This is a genomic window from Streptomyces sp. NPDC034086, from assembly GCF_055575515.1.
Window position 1 is genome coordinate 71510 of record NZ_JBVISM010000011.1, and the last position, 16180, is coordinate 87689.

Below are 16180 nucleotides of genomic sequence, written 5' to 3' on the forward strand. Positions count from 1 at the left end.
TTCGAGGCCCTTCCCCCTTCAGGGGATTCAGGGGCTTCTTTGGCTGTCCGGCTTCTTCGGCAGGTGCCGATAAGGGCTCCCGGCGTAGCAGTACCTACGACTTTCTGTCCGTAACCGGAGCCCTTTCCCACATGACGAGCAGCACCGAGACCACCGCCACCACCCCTCCGCAGGTAGCGGTCAACGACATCGGTAACGCGGAAGCCTTCCTGGCCGCGATCGACGAGACGATCAAGTACTTCAACGACGGCGACATCGTCGACGGCGTCATCGTGAAGGTCGACCGGGACGAGGTCCTGCTCGACATCGGTTACAAGACCGAAGGCGTGATCCCGAGCCGCGAGCTCTCGATCAAGCACGACGTCGACCCGAACGAGGTCGTCAAGGTCGGCGACGAGATCGAGGCCCTGGTTCTCCAGAAGGAGGACAAGGAAGGCCGCCTCATCCTGTCCAAGAAGCGCGCTCAGTACGAGCGTGCCTGGGGCACGATCGAGAAGATCAAGGAAGAAGACGGCATCGTCACCGGCACCGTCATCGAGGTCGTCAAGGGTGGTCTCATCCTCGACATCGGCCTCCGTGGCTTCCTGCCGGCCTCCCTCGTCGAGATGCGCCGCGTCCGCGACCTCCAGCCCTACGTGGGCAAGGAGCTCGAGGCGAAGATCATCGAGCTGGACAAGAACCGCAACAACGTGGTCCTGTCCCGCCGCGCCTGGCTCGAGCAGACCCAGTCCGAGGTTCGCCAGACGTTCCTCACCACCCTGCAGAAGGGTCAGGTCCGCTCCGGCGTCGTCTCCTCGATCGTCAACTTCGGTGCCTTCGTGGACCTGGGTGGCGTCGACGGTCTCGTGCACGTCTCCGAGCTCTCCTGGAAGCACATCGACCACCCGTCCGAGGTTGTCGAGGTCGGCCAGGAAGTCACCGTCGAGGTCCTCGACGTCGACATGGACCGCGAGCGCGTCTCCCTGTCGCTGAAGGCGACGCAGGAGGACCCGTGGCAGCAGTTCGCCCGGACCCACCAGATCGGCCAGGTCGTCCCGGGTAAGGTCACCAAGCTGGTTCCGTTCGGTGCGTTCGTCCGCGTGGACGAGGGCATCGAGGGTCTGGTCCACATCTCCGAGCTGGCCGAGCGCCACGTGGAGATCCCGGAGCAGGTCGTCCAGGTCAACGACGAGATCTTCGTCAAGGTCATCGACATCGACCTCGAGCGTCGCCGGATCTCGCTGTCCCTCAAGCAGGCCAACGAGTCCTTCGGTGCCGACCCGGCGTCGGTCGAGTTCGACCCGACCCTGTACGGCATGGCCGCGTCCTACGACGACCAGGGCAACTACATCTACCCCGAGGGCTTCGACCCCGAGACCAACGACTGGCTCGAGGGCTACGAGACCCAGCGCGAGACGTGGGAGCGCCAGTACGCCGAGGCGCAGGTCCGCTTCGAGCAGCACCAGGCCCAGGTCATCAAGAGCCGCGAGGCCGACGAGGCCGCTGCCGCCGAGGGCGCTGCCGCCCCGGCCGCCGGTGGCAACGCCGGTGCGGGCGTCTCGGGTGGTTCGTACTCCTCCGAGGGTGCGGACGAGACCTCCGGCGCCCTGGCGTCGGACGAGGCCCTGGCCGCGCTCCGCGAGAAGCTGGCCGGCGGCCAGAGCTGATCGCAGCGCATCACACTCCGGTGTGAGCCGGTGTGAGCCGAGCTGAACGACGAGGCCCGTCCCCTTCGGGGGGCGGGCCTCGCCGCGTTCCCCGGCCCCGCGCCGCGGAGCGCCGCGCACCGTGGGTCCGGCCGCCGTCGCGTTGCGTTTCTGTGAACACGGCCGTCCGGGGAATGGCCGCGCGGCCCCGGACGTTCTCCGCAGGGAACACGGCGCGAGGGAGGACTGGTGACGGTGCTTGATCCACAAGGTCTGTACGAATGGGACGCCAAGGGTCTGGCGGTGGCCGACCTGGCGCTGACCCAGGACTCGGCCGGACTGGTCATGCTCTACCACTTCGAGGGGTACATCGACGCGGGCGAGACCGGAGAACAGATCGTCGAACGGCTCCTCGACACCCTGCCCCACCAGGTGGTGGCCCGCTTCGACGCGGACCGGCTGGTGGACTACCGGGCACGCCGCCCGCTGCTGACCTTCCAGCGCGACCACTGGAGCGACTTCGAGGAGCCCCGCCTGGAGGTGCGCCTGGTCCAGGACGCCACCGGCGCGCCCTTCCTGCTGCTCTCCGGCCCCGAGCCGGACGTGGAGTGGGAGCGCTTCGCCGTCGCCGTCCGGCAGATCGTGGAGCGGCTCGGCGTCCGGCTCTCGGTCAACTTCCACGGCATCCCCATGGGCGTGCCGCACACCCGGCCCGTCGGCATCACCCCGCACGGCAACCGGACCGACCTGATGCCCGGCCACCGCAGCCCCTTCGACGAGGCCCAGGTGCCCGGCAGCGCCGAATCGCTGATCGAGTTCCGACTCGCCCAGGCCGGACACGACGTACTCGGTGTCGCCGCGCACGTCCCGCACTACGTCGCCCGCTCTGCCTATCCGGATGCGGCCCTGACCGCGCTGGAGGCCATCACGGCCGCCACCGGGCTGGTCCTGCCGGCCGTCGCGCACGCCCTGCGCACCGAGGCCCACCGGACCCAGACGGAGATCGACCGGCAGATCCGCGAGGGCGACGAGGAACTCGTCAGCCTCGTCCAGGGCCTGGAGCACCAGTACGACGCCGCGGCCGGGGCCGAGACCCGCGGCAACATGATCGCCGAGCCGGCCGAGATCCCCTCGGCCGAGGAACTCGGCCGCGAGTTCGAGAAGTTCCTGGCAGAGCGCGAGGGCGAGGCGTAGGCCCCGTCGGTCAGGGGTGCCCGGACCGGGCGGTCCCCCGGGCGGTGTGGCCCGGGGGGTGTCGCCCGGGCGGTGTTTTCCGCCGGGGGGACACCGCCTAGGGTGCTGACCATGCTGAAAGTGGGCCTGACGGGCGGAATCGGTGCCGGCAAGAGCGAGGTCTCGCGGCTGCTGGCGGGGTACGGGGCGGTCGTCGTGGACGCCGACCGGATCGCGCGGGAGGTCGTCGAGCCGGGCACACCCGGACTCGCGGCCGTCGTGGAGGCCTTCGGGGACTCCGTCCTCACCGCCGACGGAGGGCTGGACCGGCCCCGGCTGGGGGCGGTCGTCTTCGCCGACCCGGCGAAGCTCCGGACCCTCAACGCCATCGTGCACCCGCTCGTCGGGGCCCGCTCCGCCGAGCTGGAGCGCGCGGCCGGACCCGGCGCGATCGTGGTGCACGACGTACCGCTCCTCACGGAGAACGGCCTCGCGCCCCTGTACGACCTCGTCGTGGTCGTGGACGCGTCCCCCGAGACGCAGCTGGCCCGGCTGACCGCGCGGCGCGGGATGACCGAGGCGGACGCCCGCGCCCGGATGGCCGCCCAGGCCACCCGCGAGCAGCGGCGGGCGGTGGCCACCTTCGTGATCGACAACGACGGGCCGCTGGAGGCGCTGGAGCCGCAGGTGCGCAAGATCTGGGAAGAGCTGACGGCCAGGGCCGCCGCCGGGGCCGCCACGGAATAGGGGCCGCGGCGGAGGGCGTTGAACGCGCCCGTAGAGGGAAGGAAAGACACCGTGTCCGAAACCACGCCCCCGCCGCCGCCCACCGGACCGGGACCCGGACCCGCTGGATCCCCGGGTTCCGCGAGCCCCGAGACCCACGTCATCGACTACCGTGCCGCCGAGCACCTCCTGGCCGCCCGCGACCCTCGCGGCGCGGTCCGGCTGCTCGACTCCGTCATAGCCGCGCACCCGGAGAACACCGCGGCCCGGCTGCTGCGCGCCCGGGCCTTCTTCGCGGCGGCCCAGCTGCGGCCCGCCCAGCTGGAATTCGAGCTGGTGCTGGAACGGGAGCCGGACAACGCCTTCGCCCACTTCGCGCTCGCCCGCACCCACGAGCGGTCCGGACGCCCCGAGCAGGCCCGCCGCCACTTCCGGCTCGCCGCCGCCCTCGACCCGCAGCCCGAGTACCTGGAAGCGGCCCGCTTCGAGCACTGAGCCCCCGCTTCGAGCACGGAGCCGCGGCCCGGATCAGCGCCGGCGCGGAGGCTCGTACGGGGGCACGTCCGCCCCCGGCTGGTAGTGCGGGCCCTGACGGATGTGCCGGACGACGACGGCCAGGTCGACGGCGGCCAGCAGCGCGACCGCCGCGCAGGCGGCCGCCCAGCCGGGACGGCCGGACAGCGAGAAGGCGGCCGCCCCGCCCCCGGCCCAGATCAGTCCCCACACGCTCAGCCAGAGCCGCAGCCGCAGCGGACTGCGCGCGGTCACCGGCTCGTTCCCGGTACGCATGGCCATCGCCCCATCCCGTACGGAGGCTTCCGTTCCATGCTCCCACCCGGGGTGCGGCGCGTTAAGGGCCGGGGCGGGGGCGGGGCGGCGGCTGCCGCCGCGGTCAGGGGCTGAGCTTGTTCACCGCCGTCGTGGTCGTCTTCTTGAAGGCGGCGACGGGAGCGTCGGGCAGGTTCCCCATCTGGCCCCACTTCACGACGGTCACGGTGGAGCCGTCGCGTCCGATCCCGTACAGGTGCGCGCCGGGCTCCGACTCCGGGATCGAGGTGCCCACCCCGTAGACGTGCGCCCCCTCCTCGACGGCCGGCTTCCCGTAGTCCTGCCAGGACGCCGTCCCGCCCGGGTTCGCGCGCAGCCAGTCCGCGGCGCAGGCGGCGACCCGGCGCTCCAGGGCCGCGGCGAGCTTCGCGGCGGCGGCGTCCGAGGCGGTGCGTACGGAGATCTGGACGGCACTGGTGTCGAGGTCGGTGCCGAAGCCGCGGTGCCAGCTGCCGGCGGCGGGCAGCGCCCCCTCCAGGCAGAAGGGCGCGGTCTCGGGCAGCCCCTTGGTGACCTTGCCCGGGTACCAGGCGGAGGAGGGGTGCGGGGGCAGGTCGGTGCCGTTCAGGAACCCGGGTGCGGTGGCGGCCGCGGCGGTGCCCGAGGCGGTCAGGGCGAGGACGGCGGCCGCCGCGAGGACGGCGGCGGCGAGGGCCGAGGTGCTGGAGCGTCGGAACACGGTGTCTCCCCGTGAGAGTGCGGTCGCGTACGTCGTGCGGTGCGGCCGGTGGACGACCGCCCGCTGGGAACAGCCTTCCCGCTCGGAGGCACGAGGGCCACAGTGAGCGGCGGAACCGGGACACCGGCACGGCTGCCCCGTGCCGACACCCCCTGCGGGAGCAGCGGGCCCGGCGGGCCGGCGGGCCGGGCGCGCCCCGCCCCGGGACCGTCGCGGCGACCCTGCACGGCCCGGCGGGTCCGGCACCCTCCACCTCGGCGGCGGGATCGCCGGGCGCGCCGGTGCCACGGCGGCCGGGCCGAGCACGGTTTCGCGAGCGAGCCGGGCCGCCGGTCGCGCTGACCGCCCCGGGGCCGGGCGTACGCGCAGGTCAGGGGCGTTGTCAGTGGGCGCGCCTAGACTCGGATGCAGTGGATCCGCCATGACCGGGCGGAGCCGAACACCAGGGAGGGGGACCCCGTGACCGCGCCGCCGACACCGGTGCGGCAGCCGTCGTTGCTGCGCCGCGCCGCCGTGTTCCTCCCCGCCGCCGTGCCCCGGGAGGGGCTGGTGGCGTTCTGGTGTCCCGAGGGAGACCCCCTGCCCGAGCTGGGGACCCCGCATCCGCTGAAGGTCGTGCGGGCGCACGGGGACGGCGTCCGCACGCGTACCGTGCCCGCGGTGGCGCTGTCCGTGGCCGCCGCCCTGCCCGTGCTGGTGCGGGCCGCCCGCAGCCCCGCCGCGCATCCCGCCACCCGCGCCTGGGGCACCGCCGCCACGCAGGCGCTGGCCCTCGCCGCGCGCGGCCGCCTGCTGCCCGGGCTCACCGCCGACGGGGTCGACGCCTGGCGCGCGGGGCCGCTGGACGCCGAGGACCTCGGGTACCTGCGCGCCGTCGCGGCCGCCCTGCCGTACGAGGGGTACGCCACCCCGCTCGCCGGGCGCCGGCCGACCGCGCTGCCCGAGCCGGAGGCCCTGGTCCGGGCCTTCCTCGACGCCGTCGCCGACGCACTGCCCCGCACGCCCGCCGCGCCCTTCGCCACCGGGCGGCCGTTCGCCGCCGCGGAGCCGCAGCGGGTGCCTGGGATACGGGAATGGGCCGCGCAGGTCGCCGCCGGAGCCGATGCCGGGGTGGGGATCTCGCTCCGGCTGGACCTGTCCTCCTTCCGCCTGTTCGACGAGGCCGAGCCGGAGGACGTCCGCCGCGCCGGAGCCGCCGTGGTCCAGGTGCACAGCCTCGCCGACCCCACCCTGATCACCGACGCGGGACAGCTGTGGGCCGGGACGGCGGGCGCCGGCTTCGGCCCCCGCGCCCGGATCGACGCCGTGCTCGCGCTGCGCCGGGCGGCCAGGGTCTGGCCGCCGCTGCTGCGCCTGCTCGACCAGCCGGTGCCCGACGCCCTCGCGCTGTCCGACCCCGAGCTCGAGGACCTGCTGGGCACCGCCGCGACCCGCCTGGCCGCCGCCGGGGTCCTCGTGCACTGGCCGCGCGAGCTGGCCCGTACGCTCTCCGCGACCGCCGTCGTACGGCCCGCCGCGCCCGGATCCGCGACCGACGGCACCGCCTTCTTCGACGCGGCCGCCCTGTTCTCCTTCTCCTGGGAGCTGGCCCTCGGCGGGGACCGGCTCACCCCGGGCGAGATGGACGCGCTCGCGCAGGCGCACCGGCCCGTGGTGCGGCTGCGCGACCAGTGGGTGCGGGTCGATCCCGAGCTCGTGCGCAGGGCGCGCAAGCGGGAGCTGGGTCTGCTGGACCCGGTGGACGCGCTGGCCGCCGTACTCACCGGCACGGCCGAGGTGGACGGCGAGGCGGTGCCCGCGGTCCCCGTGGGGGCGCTGGCCGCCCTGCGGGACCGGCTCGCAGGCGAGCCGGCCGCGGTCCCGGCGCCCGCGGGCCTGCGGGCGACCCTGCGGGACTACCAGCTGCGCGGGCTGGCCTGGCTGGACCTGATGACCTCCCTGGGCCTGGGCGGCTGTCTCGCCGACGACATGGGCCTGGGCAAGACCGTCACCCTGATCGCCCTGCACCTGCACCGGGCCCGCCCCGAGCCCACCCTCGTGGTCTGTCCGGCGTCCCTGCTGGGCAACTGGCAGCGGGAGATCGAGAAGTTCGCCCCCGGCACCCCCGTGCGCCGCTTCCACGGCGCCGGCCGCAGCCTCGACGGAGTGGGCGGGGGCTTCGTGCTCACCACGTACGGGACGATGCGCGCGGCGGCCGCCCGGCTGGCCGGGCACGACTGGGGCATGGTCGTCGCGGACGAGGCCCAGCACGTGAAGAATCCCCACTCGGCCACCGCGAAGGCCCTGCGCACCATCCCCGCCCCGGCCCGCGTCGCCCTCACCGGGACGCCCGTCGAGAACAACCTCTCCGAGCTGTGGGCCCTGCTCGACTGGACGACCCCGGGACTGCTGGGCCCGCTCACCGCCTTCCGGGCCCGGCACGCCCGCCCGGTCGAGCACCAGCAGGAGGAGGACGGGGGCAACGAGGCGGCGGTGGCCCGGCTGGCCGCCCTCGTCCGGCCGTTCCTGCTGCGCCGCAAGAAGTCCGATCCCGGGATCGCCCCCGAGCTTCCCCCCAAGACGGAGACCGACCACCCGGTGTCCCTGACCCGGGAACAGGTCTCCTTGTACCAGGCCGCGGTGGACGAGGCGATGGCCGTGATCGAGGGCAGCGAGGGCATCGGGCGGCGCGGCATGATCATGAAGCTGCTGGCCTCGCTCAAGCAGATCTGCAACCACCCCGCGCAGTACCTGAAGGAGGAGCAGGGCGCGCCGGGGACCGGTCCGCGCACCGCGCACCGCTCGGGCAAACTCGCCCTGCTGGACGAGCTGCTGGACACGATCCTGGCCGAGGACGGCTCGGTCCTGGTCTTCACCCAGTACGTGACCATGGCCCGGATCCTGGAACGGCACCTCACCGACCGGGGCATTCCCTCGCAGCTCCTGCACGGCGGTACCCCCGTCCCCCGGCGCGAGGAACTGGTCGACCGCTTCCAGTCCGGCGAGGTCCCCGTCTTCCTGCTGTCCCTCAAAGCCGCGGGCACCGGTCTCAACCTCACCCGCGCCGGACACGTGATCCACTACGACCGCTGGTGGAACCCGGCCGTCGAGGAGCAGGCCACCGACCGCGCCTACCGCATCGGACAGACCCAGCCCGTCCAGGTCCACCGCATCATCGCCGAAGGCACCGTGGAGGACCGCATCGCCGAACTATTGGAGAGCAAGCGGGCCCTGGCCGATGCCGTCCTCGGCTCCGGCGAGTCGGCCCTGACCGAGCTGACCGACCGCGAGCTGGCCGATCTCGTCTCCCTGCGGAGGCCGGCGTGATCACCGCGCGGGACGACCGCCGCCGCACCTTCGAGACCGTGCCCGCCGGGGCGGGGGCCGCGACCTGGTGGGGCCGGGCGTGGGTGGCCGCCCTGGAGGAGCGCGCGCAGGACGCCGCCCGCCTCCAGCGCGGCCGGGCCTACGCCGCCGAAGGCCATGTCGACGCCGTGACGGTCACCCCCGGCCGGATCGTGGCCTACGTCCGGGGCAGCCGGGCCCGCCCCTACCGCACCGAACTGTCCCTGCCCGCCTTCGCGGACGCCGAGTGGTCCGCACTGCTGGAGACGCTGGCCGCCGACCCCTCGGCCCTCGCCGCGCTGCTGGAGCGGGAGGTCCCGCGGTCCCTCGCCGACACCCTGCTGCCCGGCGCGGGGGAGCACGTGGCGCGCTGCTCCTGCCCGGACACCGTGCGGCCGCCCTGCAAGCACGCCGCGGCCCTCTGCTACCGGGCGGCGCGGCTCCTCGACACCGACCCCTTCGTCCTGCTGCTCCTGCGGGGCCGCGGTGAGCGCGAACTCCTCGACGAACTGGCCCGGCGCAACGCCGCTCACGCGGCGCGCGAACGACCCGGCACCGCCCCGGACTTCCCCGGGGTCCCGGCCCGCGCGGCGCTCGCCCGGACCAGCCTGCCCCCGCTGCCCGCCCCGCTCCCCGCACCCGCCGCCGCGGGCCCGCCGCCGGCCTACCCCGCCGATCCGGCAGCGCCCGATCCGCTGGCCCTGGAGCAGCTCGCCGGTGACGCGGCCGCCCGCGCGCTGGCCCTGCTCGGCACCGGCGAGGACCCCATCGCCGGGCTCACCCTCTGGCAGGACGCCGTCCGGCTGGCCTCGGCGCATCCCACCTCCGGACTCACCGGCGCCGCCCGCGCCCTCTACCGCGACCTGGCCCGGGCGACCGGCCGCAGCACCACGGACCTGGCCCGCGCCGCCGCGGCATGGCGGCAGGGGGGCCTGCCCGCGCTCACCGTCCTCGAAGAGCCGTGGGACCCTCCGGCCGGGCCCTTCGACCGGGCCCGGCCCGCCCTGCTCGCCGCCGGCCAGGGTTCCTTCCGCCCCGAGCGCAACCGCCTCACCGCCCGCACCCGGCAGCTGCGTCTGAGCCGTGAGGGCCTCTGGTACGCCTACGAATCCCGCCCGGAGGCCGCTGACTGGTGGCCCACCGCCGGCCCGTCCCCGGACCCGGTCACCGCCCTGCTGCGCTGACCTCCCGCGCCCACGCGGCCAGGGCGGCGAAGTCCCGCTCGCGCAGGCCGTGGCGGGGATGAACGCGCAGCAGGAGGCTCGGAGCCGGGTGGTGGGAGGAGACCCAGGCCCGGTCCCGGGGGGTGATCATGTCGTCGACCCACGCGAAGGGCCGGCCGGCCGCCCAGTCGAGCAGCGGGCGGGTCTTCCAGAGGAGGCCGTCGGGGTCCCGGGCGAAGAGCTCCGGCCATTCCACCACGGGCAGGTCGCAGGGGAGCCCGATGTGCGGGGCGATCAGGGTGTTGGCCTGGTGCGTCCAGGCCGTGGCCCAGGCGAGGTCGAAGGGCAGGGCCCGCAGCCGGGCGCCGTGGGAGGGGTGGAGGCGCACCCGGACACCGCGCCGGGCCCTGCGGGACTCCGGGTCGCGGTAGGAGAGCCAGACGTCCGGGCGCATCCGGTGGCTCGTATAGCCGCGCAGGCCGGCGAAGCGGGACCGGAACGGGTTCAGCGGGCCGTCCACGTCGAGCAGCAGGAGCGGTCGTTCAGTCATGAAGTAGGCACTACCCAGTACACGATGGGGTGAAATGCCTACCGGCTCTATAACCCGAACGGGTCTACCGCGTTGTCTCCGGTGCGGGCTCGATGCCCCTGGAACCCTCCGGAAGGCAGGAAACTGATGCGTCACACTCGTCGGAACGGCTTGATCGCGGTGATGGTCGCGGGCGGCGGACTGGCGGTCGCGGGGGTGGGCGGCCTCGCGCACGCCGACGCCGAAGCGGGCGGGCAGACCGAGCGCTCCCCCGGGCTGCTCTCCGGGAACCTGGTGCAGCTGCCCGTGCACACCCCGGTGAACGTGTGCGGGAACACCGTGAACGTGGTCGGTGTGCTCAACCCGGCGGCGGGCAACAACTGTACGAACACGGCGTCCGGCGGCGGGAACCCGGACCCGCGGCCCTCCCATCCGTCGAAACCGGGGTCCGGGAACGGGGGAGGCGCCGTGGCCGGCGGAGGGACGAAGGGTTCCCCCGGGGTGCTGTCCGGCAACGGCCTCCAGCTTCCCGTCGATCTCCCGCTGAACGTCAGCGGGAACTCCGTGAACGTCGTCGGCGTCGGCAACGGCACCCACGGCAACACCGCCGTGAACGGCGGGGCCCCGTCCGGCCCGAAGCCGGCGCAGCCGCCCGCCGCGCAGCCGCCGGTCTCCCCGCGGCCGGTGACCCCGCCCGCCGCGCCCGCCCCCTCCGCCGCGGGCCAGGAGCCGTCGGCCCTGGCCCACACCGGCTCCGACGGGCTCGGCTACCTGCTGCCCGGCGGTGGCGCCCTGCTGCTCGGCGGAGCACTCCTCTACCGCCGTTTCCGGCTCAGCTGACGTTCCCCGCGCGCCAGCCGTCCAGGACGGCGTCGATCCGCGCCGCCAGCCGGGCCCGCGCCGCGAACCGCGGGACCCCCGCCATCAGCAGGGCGTCGTACTCGGTGTCGGTGTGCCGCACGGCGGCCCGGACCGCCACCGACACCGCCTGCTCGTCCAGTGCCCGGCCGGCGGCGGTACGCCCGACCCGGCCGCTGCCGCGCACCGAGGCGTGGGCGGCGATCGCCTGCGCCCGGTCGGGCGGACAGCCGGGGAACAGCCGTCGTATCTCGGCGGCGAAGGCCGCGGTGAAGCGGACGTCCTCGGCCGCGCGGCGCAGCCGGTCGCGCTCCCGGCGGCGGGCCCGGGCATCGGCGTCGGCCAGGCAGGCGCGCTCCGCGCGGGCCAGCGCGGCGTCCTCCACCAGCAGGCCCTGGCGTTCGTAGCGGCGGCGGCCCCTGTGCCGGCGCACGACGACGGCGTGCAGCGAACTGGCCTCCCGCGCACGGCGGGTGAGCGCCGCGTCACCGCGCGGCAGGTACACGAGATGGCCGAGGTCGGCGCAGTCCAGGCAGCGGGGCACCCCGGATTCGCGGACGAGGTGCCGCAGCGGTCCCCGTCGGCAGGCGGCGCAGTGGATCGGCTTCTGTGACTCGAAGACGACGAGACTCATGCCGTTGTGATACCGCTCGTCCGCCCCCCTATCACCTTGTGGCGTAAGGTCGTTGGTCTTTCATAAGATCCGACTGGAACTGGTGAGGTTCGTCTACCGTGAGCCGACGGCAAGGAGGGGCACATGGGTGGACGGCAGGCGACGGTACGGCGCCCGAGGGCGTCGCGGGCCTCGAGAGCGGCGGTGCCCTCGGGCCTCACCGGCCGGGAGGTCGTCATACCGCCCGGCGGCTGCACCGGATGGCACTACCACCACGTGCCGCTCATGGCGGTGGTCAAATCCGGGACGCTGACCCGCTTCCTGGCCGACGGCACCGTGGAGGTGCACCCGACGGGGGCCACCTTCGTCGAACCGGCGGGCGCCGACCACGTACACCTCGGCCGCAACCTCGGCTCCCGGCCCGTCGTCCTCCAGGTGACCTGCGGCCTGGCCGAGGACGACCCCTGGTCGGTGCCGGCCCCGGCCCCGACCGACGCCGTGCCCTGCAGCTGCCCCGAGGACCCCCGGTGCGCCGCTCAGACCAGTCGGCGTATCTCCCCGCGCACCCGGTAGAAGCCCCCGCTCGCCGCGTGCAGGCCGTCCACCACGTACCGCGCTCCGGCCTCCCGGATGCCGCGCGGGAACTGCACGTTCCAGCCGTGCTCGAAGCCCTCCGAGACCACCTGCACCCGCATCCGCCCTCCCTGCTGGACGCACTCCACCACCACACCGCCGGCCGGCACCGAGGCCACCGAGACCGTCGCCACCGCCGAGGCCGACGCCGCCGGGGTGAAGACCGGCAGCGCCGCCGCCGACTTCACGTCCACCGCGGTCGGGACGGAACCCTGCTGCGCCGCGGCGATCGCCGCCTCGCTCGCGTCCACGCACACCAGTGAGCCGTCCGTGGTGACGAGGTAGAGCCGCTCGTCCAGGTACTGCATCGAGAGCGCCGAACCGCCACCGGTGCCCAGCTTCCACAGCCGCCGCCCGTCGGCGTCGAAGCAGTACACCGAGGAGGACGAGTCCCCGGCGAAGACGTGACGGCCGTCCGGGGAGGTCGCGCACGAGTACACCGCCGCGTCGCACGGGTACGAGGCCTCGACCCGGCCCGTCGCCTTCGACAGGCGCTGCACGGTGTTGCGTACCGTGCCCGCGTACACGGCGTGCTCCTCCTGCCAGCCGAACAGCACCCCGCCGGGCGTCGCCGTGTGCCACAACTGGCCGGTGCCGTCGGCCGCGTAGGCGGTCACACCGCCGCTGTGACCGTGGTAGACGGCCCGCTCGTCCGCCCGGACCATCCAGGCCCCGGTCCCCGAGGACTTCCGGGACCACTGGTGCTCGTCCTCGTGGTCGATGACCGTCAGACCGCCGCCCGCGTCCGAGACGTTGAGCACGCCCTCGTGGATGTCGAGCCAGTAGATGTCCACGTCCGCCGCTATCCCGTACGCCCCGAACGGGACCTTCGAGGACAGGTCGTACACCGTGCCGTCGTCACAGCCCGCGTATATCCAGAACTCGTCCGCGACCAGGCACTTCACCCCGTCCGGCAGGGAGTAGCGGGCCAGCACCTCGCCGCCGTGGCTCACCGTGTAGACGTCACCCGCCTGGTTGCCGACCCAGCAGCGGTCCTCGTCCACATGGATGCCGAAGGCCGAGGAACCGGTGCGGAAGCGCCACAGGACCGGCGCCACCGCGCGGGCCGTCGACGGCGCCGAGGCCACCTGCCGGCGGGTGACCGAGCGGGCGGCGCGCGCCCCCCGGACCGCCGGTGCGTACCCCTTGCGGACCTTCTCGCCGATCTTCTTGGCGGCGGCCGCGCGGGCCTTCTCGGCCGTGGGGAAGGAGGAGCTCTGCACCTGGCCGGCCGCCCCGATGCGGCCGTAGCGCACCGAGACGGCGGTGCCGTCGACGGTCACCTCGTAGAACTTGTGCGCCGCGCCGTCCTCCTGCGACAGCTCCAGATACGTCGTCTCCCGAGCCATGACAGACCCCTCCCCAAGAGCCGGGCCGCCGGCTCCTGTCCACCGGTGATCCCTCGTGAAAAACGTTAGGGCGCACCACTGACAATGGGCCGGTGAAGCTGGAAGCGATCACCTGGCAGCGGATGGCCGAGCGGCTCGCCGGTCACCTGGACGACTCCCGCCACCCCGGGGGCCAGGAGCGGACGTGGCAGCGCGTCGGCATCGACGGCGCGCCGGCGGCCGGTACCGGGGTCCTCGCGGGAGAACTCGCCGACGCGCTGCGCTCGCGCGGGCGGTCCGTGCTCGTGGTCGCGGCCGGCGGCTTCCTGCGGCCGGCGTCGCTGCGGTTCGAGTTCGGGCGCGAGGACGTGGACGCGTACCTGACGGGCTGGTACGACACGGGCGCGCTGTGGCGCGAGGTGTTCGGCCCGACGGACCCCGGCGGCAGCGGGCGGGTGCTGCCGGACCTGTGGGACCCGGTCCGCCCCCGGGCCACCCGCAGCCCGTACGCCGAACTCCCGCCGGGCGGCGTGCTGGTGGTGCACGGGCCGCTGCTACTGGGGCACTGGTTCCCGTTCGACCTGAGCGTCCACATCAGCCTCTCCGGGGGTGCGCTGGCGCGGCGCACGGAGGAGGCGCAGCGGTGGACGCTGCCGGCGTTCGCCCGCTACGAGAGGGAGACCGGCCCGGGATCGGCCGCGGACGTCCTGGTCCGCGCGGACGACCCGCGGCACCCGGCCTGGACGGGCGTCCGGCAGCCCCGGGACCAACCGTGACCCTCCGGACCGGCGGTGACCCCACGGAGCCGGCCGTCCCCCCGGACCAGCCGTACGCCCCCCGGAACCAGCCGTGGCCCCCGGCCGGGCCGCTACGGGCGGCCGCCCAGGCGGGTGACCGCGCTCGCCGCCGCGCGGCAGCCCGCGCGGGCCGATTCCGCCGGGCCGGCGCCCGAGAGGCGGGCCGCCAGGAAGCCGCCGGTGAAGGCGTCCCCGGCGCCCGTGGTGTCCACCGCCTCCGCCGGTTCCGCCTCGACCTCGGCGGTGATCCGGCCGTCCTGCGCGACGAGCGCTCCGCCGGGACCCCGGGTGACCACCACCAGCGGCACCCTGCGGCTGAGCTCCTCCGCCGCCCGGGCCGGTTCCCGTACGCCGGCCAGCAGCCGGGCCTCGTCCTCGTTCGGCAGGAGTACGCCGGCCCCCGCCACGGCGGCCAGGAAGCGCTCGGGGCCGAGCCCGGCCAGGAACCCCGCCGAGGCGGGATCGACGCTGACGGGCACCCCCCGGGTCCGGGCGGCCCGCAGCGCGACCAGGGCCAGCTCCCGGCTGCTGTCCGCGAAGAACAGGTAGCCCGATAAGTGCAGGTGTCCGGCACCGTCCAGCAGGGCCGGCACCCAGTCGGCCGGGCACAGCCGCAGCGAGGCCCCGCTGTCGGTCAGGAACGTCCGCTCCGCGTCCCCGCCGACCAGCGCCACCACCGTCCCCGTCGGCTCCGCCGGGTCCACCACCAGCCGGGGCCGTACTCCCGCGTCGACCAGGGCCCGCTCGTGCCAGTCGGCCGACTCGCACCCCACCCGCGCCAGGAGACGCACGTCCGAGGTGCCCGCACGGGCCGCCCAGCAGGCCGCGTTGGCGCCGGCCCCGCCCGGGAGGGTGCGGATGCGGGCGGTGGTGTCGGTGGCCGGGGCCAGGGGTCCGCGGTGCACCGCCACCACGTCCGTCACCACGTCACCGACCACCAGCAGGGCGGCCGTCACGCGCGGGCCGCCCACGCCCGGGCGATGCGGGCGCCGAGCCGCACGTTGCCCCGGACCGCCGCCAGGTTCGCCTCCAGCGAGGCGCCGCCGGTCGCGCGCACCAGGAACCCCAGCAGGAACGGCGTCACCGCCTGCCCCGTGAGACCGCGTTCGCGGCACTCGGCCAGGGCCTCGGCCAGGACCCGGTCGTGGAGCGCCGGATCCAGCTGCTCCGCCTCCGCCACCGGGTTGGCGACGAGCAGCGCCGCCTCGGGGCCGCCGAGGTCGTCCTGGGCGGCCATCACCGCCGCCACCTCTTCCGGCTCCCGGACCGTCCAGTCGACCGGCTCTCCCGAGTCGGTGAGGTAGAAGCCCGGGAAGCGGTCCGTCCGGTATCCCAGGACGCCGATCCCGAGCGTTTCCAGGCGCTGGAGCGTGGCCGGCACGTCCAGGACCGACTTCACCCCCGCGCACACCACGGTGATCCGGGTCCGGGCGAGCAGCGACAGGTCCGCCGACTCGTCCTGCGAGAGTGTCCACTCCCGGTGTACGCCGCCCAGCCCGCCCGTGGCGAACACGCGCAGCCCCGCCCGGGCGGCCAGGAGCGCCGTCGCCGACACCGTCGTCGCCCCGGTCGCCCCGGTGGCGAGGGCGGGCGCGAGGTCCCGGTGGCCCAGCTTGCGCACGTCCTCGCCCGTCGCGATCCGCTCCAGCGCGTCCTTGTCGAGGCCCGCCCGGGCCACCCCGTCCACCACGGCGACGGTCGCCGGGACCGCGCCCTCCGCCCGGACCAGGTCCTCCAGTTCCAGGGCCGCCCCCAGGTTGCGGGGACGCGGCAGACCGTGCGAGATGATCGTCGACTCCAGGGCGACTACGGGCCGGCGGGCGGCGAGCGCCTCGCGCACCTCTTCCGACAGGACCGGTCCCCCGGACAGGGGTGCAGTTGCTCTGTGCTGTGGCATGTCCCCA

Annotated in this window: 16 protein-coding genes; 9 read left to right on the forward strand and 7 right to left on the reverse strand. The window is 74.8% G+C overall.

Annotated elements, in window-relative coordinates:
- The first annotated feature begins 131 nt into the window (after positions 1-131).
- From rpsA to ACZ514_RS23345, 4 genes are all read left to right on the forward strand, one after another.
- The gene (rpsA, locus tag ACZ514_RS23330; protein ID WP_007263497.1) at positions 132-1646 is read left to right on the forward strand and encodes a 30S ribosomal protein S1; all 1515 of its coding nucleotides are present in this window, start codon (positions 132-134) and stop codon (positions 1644-1646) included.
- Between the two features lie 234 nt (positions 1647-1880).
- Positions 1881-2819, forward strand: a complete 939-nt coding sequence (locus ACZ514_RS23335; RefSeq protein ID WP_468167372.1) for a PAC2 family protein — start codon at positions 1881-1883, stop codon at positions 2817-2819.
- Positions 2820-2930: 111 nt separating this feature from the next.
- Positions 2931-3545: a dephospho-CoA kinase gene (coaE, locus tag ACZ514_RS23340; protein ID WP_469125558.1), complete on the forward strand. Its 615-nt coding sequence runs from the start codon at positions 2931-2933 to the stop codon at positions 3543-3545.
- Between the two features lie 141 nt (positions 3546-3686).
- The gene (locus tag ACZ514_RS23345) at positions 3687-4019 is read left to right on the forward strand and encodes a tetratricopeptide repeat protein (RefSeq protein WP_468697923.1); all 333 of its coding nucleotides are present in this window, start codon (positions 3687-3689) and stop codon (positions 4017-4019) included.
- Positions 4020-4052: 33 nt separating this feature from the next.
- Here the strand turns inward: ACZ514_RS23345 and ACZ514_RS23350 are convergent, their stop codons facing one another.
- Positions 4053-4313, reverse strand: coding sequence for a DUF6343 family protein (locus ACZ514_RS23350; protein ID WP_468697921.1), 261 nt, complete (start codon positions 4311-4313; stop codon positions 4053-4055).
- Between the two features lie 103 nt (positions 4314-4416).
- Positions 4417-5031: a hypothetical protein gene (locus ACZ514_RS23355; protein WP_469125559.1), complete on the reverse strand. Its 615-nt coding sequence runs from the start codon at positions 5029-5031 to the stop codon at positions 4417-4419.
- Between the two features lie 405 nt (positions 5032-5436).
- Between ACZ514_RS23355 and ACZ514_RS23360 the strand changes: the two genes are divergently transcribed.
- Both ACZ514_RS23360 and ACZ514_RS23365 read left to right on the forward strand, forming a co-directional pair.
- Entirely contained in the window at positions 5437-8337 is a 2901-nt protein-coding gene (locus ACZ514_RS23360; RefSeq protein WP_468167102.1) for a DEAD/DEAH box helicase, read from the forward strand.
- The gene (locus tag ACZ514_RS23365; protein ID WP_469125560.1) at positions 8334-9539 is read left to right on the forward strand and encodes an SWIM zinc finger family protein; all 1206 of its coding nucleotides are present in this window, start codon (positions 8334-8336) and stop codon (positions 9537-9539) included. The genes ACZ514_RS23360 and ACZ514_RS23365 overlap by 4 nt, the downstream gene beginning before the upstream one ends.
- On the opposite strand, the gene ACZ514_RS23370 is transcribed toward ACZ514_RS23365, so the two are convergent.
- Positions 9520-10068, reverse strand: a complete 549-nt coding sequence (locus ACZ514_RS23370; RefSeq protein WP_469125561.1) for a hypothetical protein — start codon at positions 10066-10068, stop codon at positions 9520-9522. The two genes, ACZ514_RS23365 and ACZ514_RS23370, sit on opposite strands and share 20 nt — an antisense overlap.
- Before the next feature lie 126 nt (positions 10069-10194).
- On the opposite strand from ACZ514_RS23370, the gene ACZ514_RS23375 reads away from it, so the two are divergent.
- A complete protein-coding gene (locus ACZ514_RS23375) occupies positions 10195-10887 on the forward strand; it encodes a chaplin (protein ID WP_469125562.1) in 693 nt (230 codons plus the stop codon).
- On the opposite strand, the gene ACZ514_RS23380 is transcribed toward ACZ514_RS23375, so the two are convergent.
- Positions 10880-11539: a DUF2293 domain-containing protein gene (locus ACZ514_RS23380; RefSeq protein ID WP_468167110.1), complete on the reverse strand. Its 660-nt coding sequence runs from the start codon at positions 11537-11539 to the stop codon at positions 10880-10882. The genes ACZ514_RS23375 and ACZ514_RS23380 overlap by 8 nt on opposite strands.
- A gap of 123 nt (positions 11540-11662) precedes the next feature.
- Between ACZ514_RS23380 and ACZ514_RS23385 the strand changes: the two genes are divergently transcribed.
- On the forward strand, positions 11663-12091 hold the full coding sequence (locus ACZ514_RS23385; protein WP_469125563.1) for a cupin domain-containing protein: 429 nt from the start codon (positions 11663-11665) through the stop codon (positions 12089-12091).
- On the opposite strand, the gene ACZ514_RS23390 is transcribed toward ACZ514_RS23385, so the two are convergent.
- Positions 12055-13500 (reverse strand): WGR domain-containing protein, encoded by a 1446-nt coding sequence (locus ACZ514_RS23390; protein WP_468167114.1) that lies wholly within the window; start codon positions 13498-13500, stop codon positions 12055-12057. The two genes, ACZ514_RS23385 and ACZ514_RS23390, sit on opposite strands and share 37 nt — an antisense overlap.
- Positions 13501-13592: 92 nt before the next feature.
- Between ACZ514_RS23390 and ACZ514_RS23395 the strand changes: the two genes are divergently transcribed.
- A complete protein-coding gene (locus ACZ514_RS23395; protein WP_469125564.1) occupies positions 13593-14255 on the forward strand; it encodes a nucleoside/nucleotide kinase family protein in 663 nt (220 codons plus the stop codon).
- A 92-nt stretch (positions 14256-14347) separates the two neighbouring features.
- Here ACZ514_RS23395 and ACZ514_RS23400 read toward each other — a convergent pair whose 3' ends face one another.
- Together ACZ514_RS23400 and ACZ514_RS23405 are read right to left on the reverse strand one after the other, a co-directional pair.
- Complete coding sequence (locus tag ACZ514_RS23400) at positions 14348-15247, reverse strand: carbohydrate kinase family protein (RefSeq protein WP_468697654.1); 900 nt, start codon at positions 15245-15247, stop codon at positions 14348-14350.
- The gene (locus ACZ514_RS23405; RefSeq protein WP_468167120.1) at positions 15229-16173 is read right to left on the reverse strand and encodes a pseudouridine-5'-phosphate glycosidase; all 945 of its coding nucleotides are present in this window, start codon (positions 16171-16173) and stop codon (positions 15229-15231) included. Before ACZ514_RS23405 ends, ACZ514_RS23400 begins: the two co-directional genes overlap by 19 nt.
- Positions 16174-16180 lie beyond the last annotated feature (7 nt).